This window comes from Nostoc sp. FACHB-110 (genome assembly GCF_014697425.1).
Lineage (GTDB): Bacteria > Cyanobacteriota > Cyanobacteriia > Cyanobacteriales > Nostocaceae > Nostoc_B.
This window is the reverse complement of record NZ_JACJRU010000003.1, coordinates 177411-193033: the sequence shown is the minus strand read 5'-3', so window position 1 is coordinate 193033 and position 15623 is coordinate 177411. Positions and strand designations below refer to the sequence as shown.

Sequence of the window (15623 nt, the reverse complement as noted above, 5' to 3'; positions counted from 1 at the left end):
CTCACTCATTTTGGTGACTGAAGAATAGCTTTGTTGTGACTTACCACTAAATATGGTTAAGTTTTGAAGCTTTTTGTAAGTCTTCCATTGCGCCTTGGTAATCTTTCAGGGCAGAGCGAATACTACTTCGTTTGTTATAAGCTTGAGAATTATTAGGATTTATACGCAGTAATTTATTTAAATCTTCAAGTGCTTGTTGATAGTTTCCTAGATTGTAATGAATACTGCCTCGTTTATAATATGTTTCGGTAAGCTCAGGATTAATCTCCAAAACTTGGTTATAGTCCTCAAGTGCTTTCACAGAGTCGCTGAGGGTTTCATACACCAGTCCACGATAGTAGTACGTTATAGCATTTTCAGAATTAATTTTTAATGCTTGCGAGTAATCTTCAAGTGCTGCTTGGTAATTTCCCAGAGAATAATGTGCAAATCCCCGCCGACTGTAAGCTTCAGCAATGTCAGGATAGATCCGTAAAGTATAATTGTAATCCTCAATTGCTCTATGTAAGTCTTTTAAATAAAAAAAGGCAATACCTCTATGAAAATAAGCTTCGGCAAAGCTAGGGTGAATTTTCAATGCTTGGTTGTAATTACCAATAGCTTCTTGCATTTCTCCAAGATTACTACGGACAAAACCACGGTAGAAGTAAGCTAAGGCTTCATTGGGCTTAAGAAATAGTATTTCGCTGTAATCTTCAATTGCTTTTAGATTATCACCTAAACTGTAGTAAAGATGACCTCTTTGGTAGTAAGCATCTATATATTGAGGGTTTAGATTAATAGCTTGAGAAAAATCTTCAATCGCTCCTTTGTGAAATTCTCCTTCAGTTTTGGATAGCCCTCTGCGATAGTATAGCTGGGAATTAGTGGGTTCAAATTTCAGTGCTTGGCTAAAATTTTCAATCGCTCCCAAAAAATCCTGATGGTGATGACATTTCATCCCTTTTTGAACGTAATCAGTAGCGTTTATTATCTTTTGGGTAGAACTGTAGTTTGCTTTCGATTGCTCTACACATCTCCTCTTTTGCGAGTCATGCAGTTGGCAACTGTAAATATACCCTTTGAGAATGCTATTACGGTTAGGGTGGCGTAACTTACGGAGTGTTTTCGCTTCAACTTGGCGGATACGTTCGCGGGTGGCGTTGAAGATGTGACCAACTTCTTCAAGGGTTTTCATCCGTCCATCATCCAAGCCGTAGCGCATTCTGATAACATCACGTTCGCGCGGGCTGAGACTATCGAGGACTGTTTCTAAATCTTCGCGGAGCAAATTTTTAGAAACTTGATCTTCTGGGGTTTCGCCATCAGATTCAATAAAATCGCCCAGTCGAGAATCTTCTTCTCTACCAATAGGCGTTTCTAATGAGATTGGTAGCTGTGCAGATTTAGCAATAAACCAAAGCATCTGAACTGTCATTTCCATCCGAGTAGCGATTTCTTCCTCAGTGGGTTTGCGACCCATTTCTTGAGAAAGTAGCTTGGTGGTTTTCTTAATCCGGGATATAGTTTCGTAAAGGTGAACTGGTAGGCGGATAGTACGAGACTGATCTGCTATCCCGTGTGTAATTGCCTGACGAATCCACCATGTAGCGTAGGTGGAGAATTTATAACCTTTTTCGTGGTCGAATTTTTCCGCAGCACGAATCAAACCAAGGCTACCTTCTTGAATTAAGTCTTGGAATGACAAACCACGATTCATGTATTTCTTGGCAATCGAAACCACAAGCCGGAGGTTCGACTGCACCATTTTATCTTTTGCTCTCCGGGCAATGTGCAGACGATAGCGAAAAGCGGGTAACGGTAACTGTACTGCTTCTGCCCATTCGCTATCACGGGGATCACGATCTAACTGTTCTGAAAGTCTTTCTCTGACTCTTTCTAATTCCAGTAAATCTGCAATTTTCCGCGCTAATTCGATTTCTTCGTCTGCCCGCAACAAACGAATTCGCCCTATTTCTTGCAAGTAAAGACGAATTGAATCTTCGGTGTAATGCTTTTTCTTGCTTTGTGTGCGACGACGCGATTTAGCGGCTTTTCCAGACTTTGCGTCGTCCTCATCAGACTGAGGCTCTAAAAATTCCTCCATTTCGCCATCATCAACAAGAAGCAAGTCATCCTCTTCTTCAATTAAGAGGTCTTCTAACTCCTCAAAGTCAGGTTGATTTATTATTTCTAGGTCAGGCTGAAAAATGCTTTCGAGTAAGTTGTTAGCATAATTTTGGTGGACACAAATAATAGGAAAGTTATTATCGGGAAAGTTCTGACGAGGCAACTTAATTATTTTACAGGCAGGACTACGATTTTCTGAGTCATCTGTTTTTTGCGTTTTTTCCTTTTCTATATATCTCTCTTTAGATATTGAAAATGATACTTTGTCCACAGGTGTTTGATTGGTGATACCAAAAACACGCATTAATGATTGCCATTGTTCATCATTTAAATTTATTTGCCTACTTTTAACACTCTGAGTAAATTTATGCTTTAAAGTATAAGGTTTAAAATCTTCTGTAATTAGTACAACACCCTGAGTATTGGGAAAATTAGCAAATCCTTTATTTTGCCACTGTTCGTGACTAATAAAGGGCAGAGCAACTCTAAAATTGAAGTATAATGAATTGCAAAAATCTAGCCGTTTCTGCAAATGATTTTTAAGCGCAAACATTTGAGCTTGTGCTTGGTTAACTGGTTTGATCCAATCCTCATACCAGTCTTTCATTTTCCATTCAGCACCATTAATAGTTTGTATATTGTTGATATAACATCCCTTGCATTCAATTACCCATAATCCTAACTGACGATGAACAATAAGAATATCAATTTCGCGCTGAAGATTTCCATATTTGTCAAATAATTGATAACAATGGAATGCTTCACCCTGCTCATCAATGAAAGCAGATTTTAACTTTTGCCAAACGGCTTTTTCAGCTTGGTAAGCATCAAAAATATCATCGGGATGGAATTTCATAAAATATATAATTGAACGAATTATTATTAAGATTAACTATTTTAGCGATATCATCTACACAAAATGTTTTAACGAGAAACCACTATTTTTAGTATTCCCCGAACTGAATGTGTTATTTAGCTTACTAAGCCAAAAATTTTTTAAGAATTGGGAATATAAGTTTTATCGAACAGTTTATCTTTAATTAAAGAGAGACTATTTTGATAAACCATCAGAAAAAACAGCTATGGCAAGCGGTGAAGTGTTTGATAGTGAAACAAAATACCCAGTTGCGCCAAGGGTCAATTTACCGACTATGTTTCGGCTTGGCTTGTTTCAAATGGGGTTGAGTATGATGTCGATTTTGACTCTGGGAGTACTCAACAGGGTGATGATTCAAGAAATAGCGATTCCGGCGACGTTGGTGGCGTTGGTGCTGGCTTTACCTGCGTTTGTGTCGCCTTCGCGGATTTGGTTTGGTCAGATATCGGATGCGAAACCGTTGTGGGGTTATCACCGGACAGCTTATGTATGGGTGGGGGCGGCGATATTTGCGATCGCTGCTTTTTTCGCGGTACAAGTAATGTGGCAGTTAAATAATGCTGCGAGTATTTCTAGTAGCTGGACTTGGACAACTGACACTATCGGCTGGACTGCACTGCTATCTTTAGTTTTTGCAATTTACGGTTTGGCAATTTGCGCTAGTGGTACGGCTTTCGCGGCTTTGTTGGTGGATGTGTCGGAAGAAGATAACCGGTCTAAAGTCGTGGGTGTGGTTTGGTCAATGCTGATGGTGGGAATCATTGTCGGTGCAATTATTAGTTCTAGCTTGCTCAAACAATTAACACCAGAAGCCAGTGTAGAAACATTGCAGGCATCAATCAACCAATTATTTATCATTGTCCCAGCTATTGTGTTTGGACTGGCGATCGCAGCCACATTCGGTGTTGAAAAAAAATACTCCCAATATTCCAGCCGTTCCACATTAGTCAACCGCGAAGACAGCATTACCCTAAATGCAGCGTGGAAAATCTTAACCGCCAGTCCCCAAACAGGTTTGTTTTTCACCTTTTTGGTGGTGATGACGCTGTGCTTGTTTATGCAAGACCCAATTTTAGAACCTTATGCGGGTCAGGTGTTTAAAATGCCCTTAGCGGAAAGCACCAAATTAAATATTTATTATGGTATGGGTTTGCTAGTTGCCTACGCTGTGGCTGGATTTTTGATTGTGCCACGTTTGGGTAAACGCCGCAGCGCCAGGTTAGGTTGTATGTTGGTGGCTTTATGTGCCGCATTATTGGGAATTTCGGGATTTACCGCCAATGTAGCTTTCTTAAAATTTGGGTTGGTGTTGTTTGGTTTAGCGACTGGTTTCTTAACTACAGCAGCAATTAGCTTGATGTTGGATTTAACCGCAGCCGAAGCCGCCGGGACGTTTATTGGTGCGTGGGGACTGGCGCAGTCTCTTTCTAGAGGTTTAGCGGTTGTAATCGGCGGTACACTTTTGGATATTGGTCGCAGAACTTTACCCAGTTTGGAATTAGCTTATGGGCTGGTATTTGTCTTAGAAGCAGTGGGAATGGTACTTTCAATTGGGTTCCTCAACCGCGTCAACATTACAGAATTTCAAACAAGTACCAAACAAGCGATCGCATCTGTCTTAGAAAGCGATCTAGACTAATTTTAAAGTCTGAAGTGTGAAGTCTGAAGTGTGAAATGATTATCACTACTCCCCATTCCCACATATTCAAATGAATGATTTTTGGTTAACGGTGCTTGATTTTGCCCAGACTACAACTACCAGGGTGGGCAAACAACTGATGCAAGATTTTGGACAGGTGCAGGCTTTACAAAAAGCTGATGGTAGTTTGGTAACACGCGCCGATAAATGGGCAGATCAAGAAATTCGGGATGCGATCGCCGCTAATTTTGCTGGTTATGGTATTCTCAGCGAAGAATCTGACAAGACCTTTCCGGGGACAGAATGGTGTTGGGTAATTGACCCTTTGGATGGGACAACGAATTTTACCCGTGGTATTCCAATTTGGTCGATTTCTCTGGCTTTGCTTTATCAAGGTACGCCTGTTTTTGGATATATCCATGTACCGCCATTAGGACAAACTTTTCACGGCTTTTGGCAAGGTACATCTGGGTTAGCAACACCCACTGGCGCATTCCTCAACAATCATCCCATACATACCAGTGCAGATGCTCCCAGCAGTCATCACTTTTTTAACCTTTGTTCCCGCAGTACAGGCGTTATTCAACCAAAATTTCCCTGCAAAATTCGGATGTTGGGTGTGGCGAGTTATAACTTTCTCACCGTTGCAACTGGCGCAGTTTTGGGTGGAATTGAAGCGACACCAAAAGTTTGGGACTTAGCCGGCGCTTGGGTAATTGTGCAAGCGGCTGGTGGGAGTTGGAATTCTCTTAAATCTGAGCCATTTCCATTGATTGCAGCAGAAGATTATAGCGATCGCTCTTATCCTACCCTAGTTCTCAGCCGTTCAGACTTGGCGAGTGTGTTTGCACCATTTCTTAAAGAATTGAAAATTTAATATCGCTCACACAACTTATTTCAAAAGCCTATACCCATCTTTTGGGTGTAGGCTTTTATGCTCTAATTTAACGAAAATTTGAAGTAACAATATTTTTAGTGTAAATCGATTTGTACTGATCCTGATTGAGGTAAAAGCCTAGTGAAGCTATTGAGTTACAAACCTTGTGCTGCATATCAATATTATGTTGTCCAATTTAGAGCTGATTCGTGAGTTTGTCGATAAAACTATCCACAATAAAGATATTTTGTTATCAAACTCTGCCTTGACTGCACAAACTGTATATAAAACTAACCAACTCACCGCTAAATCTCAAGGTGTAATTGCTACATCCCAATTAAATGGGACATTTCCTGAGTTTTTAGTTCAAGGAAAGTCCTCTCATTGGGAAACAATAAATCAGGCATTAGCAGAGTATAATTACTTGCTCAAAGGAGAGATAGACAATCGAGGTTTCTATCGATATGAACATTGTGAAGTGCCTCAAGGTTATCAGATGCACTGTACTCAATCTGTTTTGTTATGGCGTGCTTGGTGGAAAAATCGCAAGAATGTTTTAAGAAGTGATATTCCTTTATATCTTTTGATTCAAAACCGTAATTCTTGGTATCCAATTAGGGATTTAACTATTAGTGATGGACTGCTTTATATAAAAACCCTAGGAAGTGAAATTGCAATTCACTCAGAAGATTTGGTAATTTGGTTAAGTAAAATTGAAGATAATTCTGAACTAAAAAACACAGAGTTAGCTGAATTTTAAAAGATTCTACTCAGGACTTTGCTATTGGCAAAAATTATTGTACTGTTGACCTGTGAGTGCAGTATCTACCAGTGAAATAGTATGAAAGGAATCTGGCTTGAAAATCAACAACTGCAACTACGCACAGATATCCCAGTTCCCCAACCGCAACTCGGCGAAGCTTTAGTGCGTGTTTTGCGTGCAGGGATTTGTAATACTGACCTGGAATTGCAGCGGGGTTACTATCCCTATACTGGGATTTTGGGACACGAATTTGTTGGTATCGTAGAACAAGGCCCAGAAAACTTAATTAATCAACGGGTTGTCGGCGAAATTAACGCAGCCTGTGGTCATTGTCGCTTCTGTCTTCGAGGACAACCGACTCATTGCGAAAATCGCACAGTTTTGGGTATTGTCAACCGTCACGGGGCTTTTGCAGATTATCTGTGTTTACCCGTAGAAAATCTCCATCCTGTACCGGATAATGTGCCTACAGATGTGGCAACTTTTACCGAACCTCTAGCCGCAGCTTTGGAAATTCAACAGCAAGTGGTTGTTTGTCCCGATGACCGCGTGTTAGTGGTGGGTGATGGGAAACTAGGTCAACTAGTAGCACAAACACTAGCGTTAACTAATTGTGAGTTGTTGGTTGTAGGTCGTCATGCTGAAAAACTGGCGAACTTAGCCACCAGAGGAATTAAAACGGGTTTAGTTGATGCAGTTAAAGATAAAGCTTTTGATATTACTATAGATTGTACAGGTAATCCCGAAGGATTTGCGATCGCACGTCGCGCTTTACGCCCCCGTGGTACTCTAGTCATGAAAAGTACCTACGCAGGCAACCTGAGTTTAGATGCTTCGTCTTTGGTTGTAGACGAAATCACACTCATCGGTTCCCGTTGCGGCCCGTTCCCGGCGGCACTAGAATTATTAGCAGCAGAAAAAGTAGACGTAAAACCTTTAATTCATGCCCAATATCCTCTCACAGAAGGTCTTGCAGCTTTCGCAGCAGCGCAACGCCGGGGCGTGTTAAAAGTGTTGTTGGAAATTAGTGAAGTGTGAAGTGTGAAGTGTGAAGTATGAAGTGTGAAGTATGAAGTATGAAGTATGAAGTGTGAAATTGAGAATACCCTCATACCCCCACACCCCTACACTCGCACACCCCCACACCCTAATATAAATAAGGATTTGTCTTTGGCTGATAGTCCCTACAGTCGATCGCATCTTCTGTGTTGGCAACAGAGGGGTGTACAGTACATTTGAGGCGGTAGTCTGCGGTGAAAAATTGGCAGCCAGGACAGGGAATTTGGTGCATTTGTTTGGCTTTGGTCACACTATCGCGTGCAGCTGCCCACAAACTCCAAGCAATGAGAATAGTCAATCCCCACGCCGCCACAAAACAAATAGGGACTAGCAACCTTTGAATTCCGTGAATCAAAAATATAATTGCTTCCAATACTGTCATACCTGAAAAAAATTAACAGTTGTACCATTTTGGATGTGAGATTTTGGAAGACTGTGTGAGTCAGCTTTTCAGCATTCCATCTGTCACTATCATGCTTCAATCTGGTCTTATCAAGTATGTTATCGCAGTCTTGAGGGCTAAGTGCTGAGTCGTAAGTCAGATTCAAACTCTTTTTTTGCGATCGATGTTAGTATTGTGTCGCAAAAATGAGCCTCAGCACTCAGCACTTTTAACTCAGCACTTTTTCAAACGCCAGCATGACCTAATGCTATACCAACCACCAGCATTCCTAGCACGAGGAATGGTTGGGCACTGGCTTGGTATTTCACATCATTGGCTAAAGGGTCACGCAAAAAGTACATATCCTGGAAGGTGATTTGGGGAATGATTAACAATACCAAAATGGCTGCGTATAAATTCTCGTGGATACTGACGAGATAAGCTGCCATAAAACCTTGGAATAGGTCAATCATCAGTACACAAATCCAAGCGGCGGTACTGACCCCAAACATTACTGGTAGTGATTTTAACCCTAGTTGGCGATCGCCTTCAACACTTTTGAAATCGTTGACAATGGCAATGCCCAACCCAGCCAAGCTGTAAATTAAGGTGAGAACCAAAACTTTCCAATTCAATTCACCAAACAAAGCATGACCAGCCCACCAAGGTAAAGCAATGTAACTCGCGCCTAAAGCATAATTCCCCAGCCAACCGTTTTGCTTGAGTTTTAGGGGAGGGGCAGAGTAAATATAAGAAATAAATGAGCCAAAAATTGCGAGGACTGCAACTGTGGGGAACGAGTGACCAGCCCAGACATCCAGCACATAGGCTAAACCAATGCCCGATGCTAACAATACTAAAATTTGAGTGACAACCTGGGGTACAGAAATGGCGCCAGAAGGAATGGGGCGATAGGGTTCGTTGATGGCATCAATTTCGCGGTCATAAAAATCATTCATTGTCTGGGTGTAACCAGCCAGTAGCGGCCCCGACAGTAACATACAAGCTGCGGCTTTCAAGACATTTTCTAGCGTCCAGGTATAGTTTCCTGAAGAAGCCGCACCGCAGACTACGCCCCAAATTAAAGGAATCCAGGTGATAGGCTTCATCAATTGCAGGCGAATTTTCCAAATAGAAGTTTCCCCTGGTGCTGCGCCTTTCATTCCTAGTAGCTGGCGAGTTTTGGCGGTGCGTTCGTTTGGAGCTAATGTTCCTGTTTCACCAGAATTATCTATTACTGAGTCTACTGCCTCAGCCTGGTTGGAGTTTGGAGGTACGGGAGTTGATTCAGTCATAAGATTATGTATGGGAAAGTCTGAAGTATGAAGTATGAAGTATGAAATTTTATGGTTCAGACTTCATGCTTCATCCCGAGCTAAAAAGAAATAATCAAATAATTAGTTTGGAATTTGGCTCCAGTTACAGTTCTACCAGTCAAGGCTGGCGGTAGGAAAAGATTACGACGTTGGTCGCCTGCTTCTATTGTGACTTCTGGCCCAACCTGGGTAAGTTTTACCTGTTTTTTATCAAATCCAGGCAAAAATAAGCGTACCTGACGGTTATGGACATCAATTTCGATTGGTTTAGGTGCTTGACGTGCTTGCTCAACAAAGTTGGGTAAAGCGTCAATTAGCGGTTGCCAGTCACCTTGCGCCACATTAGGAACAACACTTACAGCTAAAGGTGAAAATTCATTGGCTAAATTCGTTGCTTCCTGGTGAGCAATTTGGACAACGCCACCGACTGTCAGACCAACTTGTTGAGAACTACCCCACAGGTAACGCGCAACAGCCACCTCAATTGGGTCGTTAGTGGTTACGAGAAAAGCCGCTACTCGGTTGGGGTCAGCTAAAGCAGCTTTCCCCTTATCTAAGAAATCGTTGGCTTGGTTGGTGGGTTGAGCAAAATTGTCAGATGTCCAATTGACATTAAAAAAACTGGTAATCAGTGGTTGAATTAAAGGCGACTCTGTAAGTGTCTTGCCTAAATCGGAGTTGGCAAATAACTGCCGAAATCGCCGGACATACCAACTGAGAGATTCTGGTAAACCCAATAGCCGCACAGTCAAAGAATCACCCGTGCCATCGTAAATAATTGCATCGTATTTGCCACTGGCATCATATTCACGGATAGCATTTAAGGCGAGGGCGCTGTCCATTCCTGGTAATGCCACCAGTTCTTGACCGTAAACCTCTTTAAAAATTGGTGTGCGGAGGTATTGCGCTTCCAGTTTTTTGACTTCTTCCCAGTTGCGTTCTAATAGTACAGATGCCAGCAGCTGTACCGCGTGCAAATTAGGAGCGATTACTTGAGGGTCAGCCGAGAGTGTTTGCTCTAACAGGATAGGTAAAACTGGTTCTGCCAGTCCTGCTAGTAGTACACGCTTACCTTGACTTGCCAAAAGTTTAGCTGCGGCTATCGCTACTTTGCTGCGAGCGATGCCGTCTTTGCCCAAAAATGTCAATATTAGGGACATTTCTTGATTTCCAATTACCGCCTGTCGTTTCTACTCCAACTTAGCACTAGGTAAATCCTCTTAGCTTGCGCCTTGAGTTTGTCCTACTACACAGGTTTAATTTCGTCTTCAAAAAACCAAGTGGCAGTGTTATCTTCAAACTTCACCACTACACCAATACCGCAGCCGTCAGTTACTTTATAACCTTCAATAACGCCGATTTTGCCGAGTTTTTGAGCAATTGAGCTAGATACGCGATCGCGTAAACGAAACACCTTAACCTTTTGTCCGATTTCCATGCTGCCTGATTACAATGCAATAAACCAAGTCTCAGTTTAGCGGAATCTGGGACTCATCTGTTGCTTCGCTCCACTCCAAATTAAAATTAAATCAACACGCAATCAGGTATAGAACCATGTTTGTCACAGCGCAACAGCTAGAACAACAAATGCCCGATGCAACTAGACTTTTAAGTGATGAGCCAGAAATGGAAACTTCATTGCATTATACGCAGTTATTGGTTTTAGTAACTTGCTTAGAATGGCTATGGCGTGACCAAAATGACTACTTCATTGGTGCAAACCTGACAATATACTTTAGCCGTCAACAGTTACGAAATCGAGATTTCCGTGGCCCAGACTTTTTTCTGGTGAAAGATACTGAAAAACGCCCCCGCAATTCTTGGGTAGTTTGGGAAGAAGATGGTCGTTATCCAGATTTGATTATTGAATTACTTTCAGAAAGTACAGCTAATATTGATCGAAATTTAAAGAAAAGTCTATATGAAAAACGATTTCATACACCTGAATATTTTTGGTTTTCGCCAGAGACTTTAGAATTTGCTGGTTTTGAGTTGGTTGGTAATAAGTATCAACCAATCGAGCCTGATGGTCGTGGCTGGTGTTGGAGTGAAGTACTGGGTCTGTATTTAGGTGTGGAAAATGGTAAACTTCGTTACTTTACTTCTGAGGGCGACTTAGTACCAACACCAGAAGAAGCGGCGCTAAACCTGCAACAGCAAGCAATTGCAGCATATCAACAGGCAGTTGAGGCACAGCAACAAGCAGTTGAGGCACAGCAACAAGCAGTCGAGGCACAGCAGCAGTTATCTGATGCTGAATTAAGGTTGCAACAAGAACAGGAGCGATCGCAACGGTTGGCAGAATATTTGCGTTCTCAAGGAATTGACCCAGATAATTTGATTTGAGATAGCAGCCATGTATCAAACAGATCCACCCCGCCCACCGCAAGAAACTATGCCCACCATGTATGATTTACCTAGTGAATTGGTGGGAGAATCAGGTTTGCCAGATGAATTTCATTGTATTCAAGCAGATTTACTCAGCGAGACTTGTCACTCCCCTAACTACTCCTCGTCAGAAATTTTACTTGCTAGTGATTTAAACCTTTATTATGATCCCCGCCATCCATTGTGGTACAAACGTCCTGACTGGTACATGGTTTTAGGAGTACCGACTGCTAATCAACAGCAAGAACTACGTTTAAGCTACGTCATTTGGCAAGAGGGAGTTGCACCATTTTTAGTAGTGGAATTACTTTCACCAGGTACAGAACAGGAAGATTTAGGACAAACACTCCGAGAAGCAAACAAACCGCCAACAAAATGGGAAGTCTATGAGCGAATTTTGCGCGTTCCCTATTATGTTGTTTACGACCGCTACAAAAATAATTTCCGGGCCTTTAAACTCAATGGGGCTGGTTATGAGGAAATACCTTTACCAGAGCAGCGATTTTGGTTGAAAGAGTTAGATTTAGGCTTAGGTCTTTGGCCAGGGACTTATCAACAGACTAGCGGTTTATGGTTACGCTGGTACAACAGCGCAGGCTGGATACCAACGCTGAAAGAACAAGCCCAACAAGCACGCCAACGGGCTGATAAACTAGCAGAATATTTGCGATCGCAAGGAATTGACCCAGATACTTTAACATAAGCCATTAAAGTAAAACTCATACTTCCTCTGAGGAACTGCAACTAAGCAAACTGGTCATATAAATTTGTTATGTGACGAGTGAGGGAAGCGCAAGTTTAGCAATGTTGCTGATATTCAACATTGCTTTTAGTAAAAAAATAGAGTGTAAATACTAGACCAACCTCGTAAACTACACTCTGATAGTATAAAATGCGCGAATAACAACCTGTCTGTGGTGTGTGGTGATTTTTCAAGATGACACTTTTGCTCAAAGACAATTTAACTAGATTACAAGTGCAGCGATATTGGGAATTACTGCACGTATTAGTATCACGAAATCTCAAAGTCCGCTACCGCGGATCGTTCTTAGGCGTATATTGGTCACTTTTAAACCCATTAATTATGACGGGTTTATACACGGCAATTTTTGGTGCAACTTTCGCGTCATACTATGGCAATTCTATACTGAACTACGTACTAGCGGCTTTTACAGGATTAATAGTTATTAATTTTTTCTCATCTTCTACATCTCAAGCACTTAGTAGCGTCGTTGGCAACGGAGCATTATTAAATAAAATTCGTCTACCTGTTAGTATATTTCCCGTATCAATGGTTACGGCTAATGTATTTCAGTTTGCAGTTGGAGCTTTTCCTTTATTAGCAATCATAACTTTAATTTATTCCAAAAGTTTAGTAAATGTACTGGCACTACTGCTGCCATTTTTATCGCTTGTATTGGTGTGTACTGGTATAGGTTTTTTAGTCAGTGCATTATATGTATTTTTTCGAGACTTGCCATATTTTTATGAGCTAGTAGTATTTGTTTGTTGGATTAGCAGCCCTGTATTTTATCCAGCTGCTATTGTGCCGAAACAAGTCAAGCCATTTCTCGGTTTAAATCCTTTATCACCAATTATTGAAAGTATCCGACAGATTACACTATCAGGGAACTTTCCCGATTTTAGTTTAATTTGGGGGGCCATCCTTAGTGGCATAATTATTTTGGTATTAGGATGGGTTTGTTTCCAAATGTTACGCAATCAATTCATGGATTTGTTATAGATAGATGGAAGTAATTCGTCTAGACCAAGTTTCACTATGGCGACGCACACAAGAAGAGTTTTCTTACGATCTCAAGAAAACTGTATTGGCCTTTTTTGAAGGAAAATATCGTCAACCTACAAAAAAGCTAGTGCTAGATCGGATTGATTTAGTCATTAATTCAGGTGAAAAATTAGGTATCATTGGAGCCAATGGTTCAGGAAAATCAACCTTACTCAAAATAATTTGTGGCATTTTGCAGCCAACCAGCGGTTCAGTCAGAGTGCGGGGTAAGATAGCTCCTTTAATTGAACTAGGAGCAGGGTTTGATGTAGAAATCTCTGTGATAGATAATATTTTGCTCTATGGCGTGTTATTAGGATTTTCTAGAGCAGAAATGAAAAGAAGAATTGCTTCCATATTAGAATTTGCAGAATTAGAAGATTATGCACTAGTCCCAGTTAAGGGACTATCTTCTGGTATGGTCGCCAGATTAGGATTTGCGATCGCTACAGATGTGCAACCAGACATTCTAATATTAGACGAAGTATTATCTGTAGGGGATGAAAAGTTTAAGAACAAAAGTAAACAAAGAATTGATAAATTTTGGCACGGTAATACCACCGTTTTAGTTGTATCTCATGATTTAAACTTTATTAAAAAATCCTGTCAGCGTGCAATCTGGCTGAACAAAGGTCAGATAAACTTCATAGGAAGTGCAGATGAAACGGTAGACTATTACTTGCAATCCGTTAAAGAAACTAGCGGATAACTATTGATTGAGTGAACAAAGGGGACTGAATGAAAATATTAATTACTGGCGGCGCAGGCTATATTGGTTCAGTACTGACACCAACACTGTTAGCTAAAGGTTATGAAGTAACTGTCTTAGATAACTTCATGTTTCACCAAAATAGCTTGGCTGACTGTTGCCAATATGATGGTTTCCAAGTTGTTAGAGGTGATTGCAGAGATGAAGAGACTATAAAAACCTTACTTAAAGATACAGATATAATAATTCCTTTAGCAGCATTAGTTGGTGCGCCTCTTTGCAAAAATGACAAAATTGCCACTCAAACAATTAACTTTGATGCTGTACAAATGTTATGTCGTCTGGCAAGCAAAGAACAAAGAATTCTCATGCCAGTTACAAATAGCGGCTATGGGATTGGTGAACCTGGTAAGTTCTGCACAGAAGAAACCCCTTTGCGTCCCATTTCTTTATATGGAGTCACAAAAGTAGAAGCAGAAAAAGCAGTCTTAGAAAGAGAAAATAGTATTACTTTTAGGCTGGCAACAGTGTTCGGTATGTCACCACGCATGAGAGTTGACTTATTAGTTAACGACTTTGTTTATCGGGCTGTACATGACCGAGCAGTTTTAGTATTTGAGGGGCATTTTAAGCGAAATTATATTCATATTCGTGATGTAGCCAAGGTCTTTTTGCATGGCATCGAAAATTTTGAAAAAATGAAAGGTAATCCTTATAATGTGGGGCTTGATGATGCTAACTTATCTAAATTAGAACTGTGTGCCGAAATTAAAAAGCATTTATCACATTTTGTTTATTTAGAAGCTCCCATTGGCGAAGATCCAGATAAACGCGATTATATAGTTTCTAACGCCAGAATTTTGAACACAGGTTTTGAGCCAGATTGGTCTTTGAGTCGAGGAATAAAAGAACTGATCAAAGGTTATACAATCTTGCGTAACAGTCTGTACTCTAATGTTTAGTTGAGGAAGGCAATGTCATCTAACCTGAACGATGTCATAGCAGTAGTACTAGCAGGCGGCTACGGTACACGCATTAAGCACCTACTCAACGGTGTGCCTAAACCTATGGCATCAGTCGCAGGTAAGCCCTTTGTCGAATGGGTTGTCCGCTATTTAAAAACCCAAGGCATCAACAAAGTTATTCTCTCAACAGGTTATCTTGCAGAGGTCGTAGAGCAACATTTTCATCAGCAACCTGTTGATGGAGTACAAACTATTTGCTGTCGAGAAACAGCGCCTTTAGGTACAGCTGGGGGTTTTTTAAATGCTGTAAATCAAAGTAGAGAATCCCCCCCAGCTTGGTTGGTAGTTAATGGAGATTCTTTAGTTTTTGCCAACTTGACTACACTTCGTACTCATCTTTTAGACCCTACAGTTACTGGCGTAATCTTAGGTTTATCAGTTGACGATGCTTCTAGATACGGTTCTTTAGTGTGTAATCAGTCCGGTCATTTGAAAAAATTTGCGGAAAAATGCCCAGGTGCTGGAATAGTAAATGCGGGGGTCTATTTATTCCCAGACTTTGCCATAAGAGAGTTTCCTACAGCAGTTCCATTAAGTTTTGAGAATGAAGTCTTTCCTTATTTACTATCCCAAGACAAATGTTTATTAGTAAATACAGTTGATGCTCCCTTTTTGGATATAGGCACTCCTCAATCCTTTATAGAGGTAGAATCATTCATTGCAAAGAATCAAAATAAATTTATTGTATAAAAT

Annotated in this window: 15 protein-coding genes and 2 pseudogenes; 10 read left to right on the top strand and 7 right to left on the bottom strand. The window is 40.9% G+C overall.

What is annotated here, in order from left to right:
- Window positions 1-46: 46 nt before the first annotated feature.
- The 3 genes and pseudogenes from H6G69_RS33775 to H6G69_RS33765 form a co-directional block, all read right to left on the bottom strand.
- Window positions 47-940 (bottom strand): tetratricopeptide repeat protein, encoded by an 894-nt coding sequence (locus tag H6G69_RS33775; RefSeq protein WP_242071985.1) that lies wholly within the window; start codon window positions 938-940, stop codon window positions 47-49.
- A gap of 111 nt (window positions 941-1051) precedes the next feature.
- A pseudogene (gene rpoD / locus H6G69_RS33770) lies at window positions 1052-2233 on the bottom strand (RNA polymerase sigma factor RpoD); the annotation flags it as partial.
- A gap of 411 nt (window positions 2234-2644) precedes the next feature.
- Window positions 2645-2965: pseudogene (locus H6G69_RS33765) on the bottom strand (nuclease-related domain-containing protein); the annotation flags it as partial.
- Window positions 2966-3191: 226 nt separating this feature from the next.
- On the opposite strand from H6G69_RS33765, the gene H6G69_RS04995 reads away from it, so the two are divergent.
- The 4 genes from H6G69_RS04995 (at window position 3192) to H6G69_RS04980 (ending at window position 7303) form a co-directional block, all read left to right on the top strand.
- The gene (locus H6G69_RS04995; RefSeq protein WP_190682513.1) at window positions 3192-4625 is read left to right on the top strand and encodes a BCD family MFS transporter; all 1434 of its coding nucleotides are present in this window, start codon (window positions 3192-3194) and stop codon (window positions 4623-4625) included.
- Between the two features lie 70 nt (window positions 4626-4695).
- Complete coding sequence (locus H6G69_RS04990; RefSeq protein ID WP_190682511.1) at window positions 4696-5502, top strand: inositol monophosphatase family protein; 807 nt, start codon at window positions 4696-4698, stop codon at window positions 5500-5502.
- A 184-nt stretch (window positions 5503-5686) separates the two neighbouring features.
- Window positions 5687-6262 carry a hypothetical protein gene (locus H6G69_RS04985; RefSeq protein WP_190682508.1) on the top strand — a complete coding sequence of 192 codons (576 nt, stop codon included), beginning with the start codon at window positions 5687-5689 and terminating at the stop codon, window positions 6260-6262.
- Window positions 6263-6343: 81 nt separating this feature from the next.
- Entirely contained in the window at window positions 6344-7303 is a 960-nt protein-coding gene (locus H6G69_RS04980) for an alcohol dehydrogenase catalytic domain-containing protein (protein WP_190682507.1), read from the top strand.
- Between the two features lie 109 nt (window positions 7304-7412).
- On the opposite strand, the gene H6G69_RS04975 is transcribed toward H6G69_RS04980, so the two are convergent.
- The 4 genes from H6G69_RS04975 to H6G69_RS04960 all read right to left on the bottom strand — a co-directional run bounded on the left by H6G69_RS04975 (window position 7413) and on the right by H6G69_RS04960 (window position 10460).
- A complete protein-coding gene (locus H6G69_RS04975; protein ID WP_190682504.1) occupies window positions 7413-7706 on the bottom strand; it encodes a hypothetical protein in 294 nt (97 codons plus the stop codon).
- Between the two features lie 245 nt (window positions 7707-7951).
- Entirely contained in the window at window positions 7952-9001 is a 1050-nt protein-coding gene (gene chlG, locus H6G69_RS04970; protein ID WP_190682501.1) for a chlorophyll synthase ChlG, read from the bottom strand.
- An 80-nt stretch (window positions 9002-9081) separates the two neighbouring features.
- The gene (locus tag H6G69_RS04965; RefSeq protein ID WP_190682499.1) at window positions 9082-10182 is read right to left on the bottom strand and encodes an ArsA family ATPase; all 1101 of its coding nucleotides are present in this window, start codon (window positions 10180-10182) and stop codon (window positions 9082-9084) included.
- Between the two features lie 86 nt (window positions 10183-10268).
- The gene (locus tag H6G69_RS04960; protein ID WP_190682496.1) at window positions 10269-10460 is read right to left on the bottom strand and encodes a DUF2862 domain-containing protein; all 192 of its coding nucleotides are present in this window, start codon (window positions 10458-10460) and stop codon (window positions 10269-10271) included.
- 116 nt (window positions 10461-10576) lie between these two features.
- On the opposite strand from H6G69_RS04960, the gene H6G69_RS04955 reads away from it, so the two are divergent.
- The 6 genes from H6G69_RS04955 (at window position 10577) to H6G69_RS04930 (ending at window position 15620) form a co-directional block, all read left to right on the top strand.
- Window positions 10577-11368, top strand: a complete 792-nt coding sequence (locus H6G69_RS04955) for a Uma2 family endonuclease (RefSeq protein ID WP_190682493.1) — start codon at window positions 10577-10579, stop codon at window positions 11366-11368.
- A 10-nt stretch (window positions 11369-11378) separates the two neighbouring features.
- Window positions 11379-12113, top strand: coding sequence for a Uma2 family endonuclease (locus H6G69_RS04950; protein ID WP_190682490.1), 735 nt, complete (start codon window positions 11379-11381; stop codon window positions 12111-12113).
- A gap of 234 nt (window positions 12114-12347) precedes the next feature.
- Window positions 12348-13154, top strand: a complete 807-nt coding sequence (locus tag H6G69_RS04945) for an ABC transporter permease (protein WP_190682487.1) — start codon at window positions 12348-12350, stop codon at window positions 13152-13154.
- A gap of 4 nt (window positions 13155-13158) precedes the next feature.
- Window positions 13159-13905 carry an ABC transporter ATP-binding protein gene (locus tag H6G69_RS04940; protein WP_190682485.1) on the top strand — a complete coding sequence of 249 codons (747 nt, stop codon included), beginning with the start codon at window positions 13159-13161 and terminating at the stop codon, window positions 13903-13905.
- A gap of 29 nt (window positions 13906-13934) precedes the next feature.
- Window positions 13935-14867, top strand: a complete 933-nt coding sequence (locus H6G69_RS04935) for an NAD(P)-dependent oxidoreductase (RefSeq protein WP_190682480.1) — start codon at window positions 13935-13937, stop codon at window positions 14865-14867.
- A 12-nt stretch (window positions 14868-14879) separates the two neighbouring features.
- Complete coding sequence (locus H6G69_RS04930) at window positions 14880-15620, top strand: sugar phosphate nucleotidyltransferase (RefSeq protein ID WP_199335737.1); 741 nt, start codon at window positions 14880-14882, stop codon at window positions 15618-15620.
- Window positions 15621-15623 lie beyond the last annotated feature (3 nt).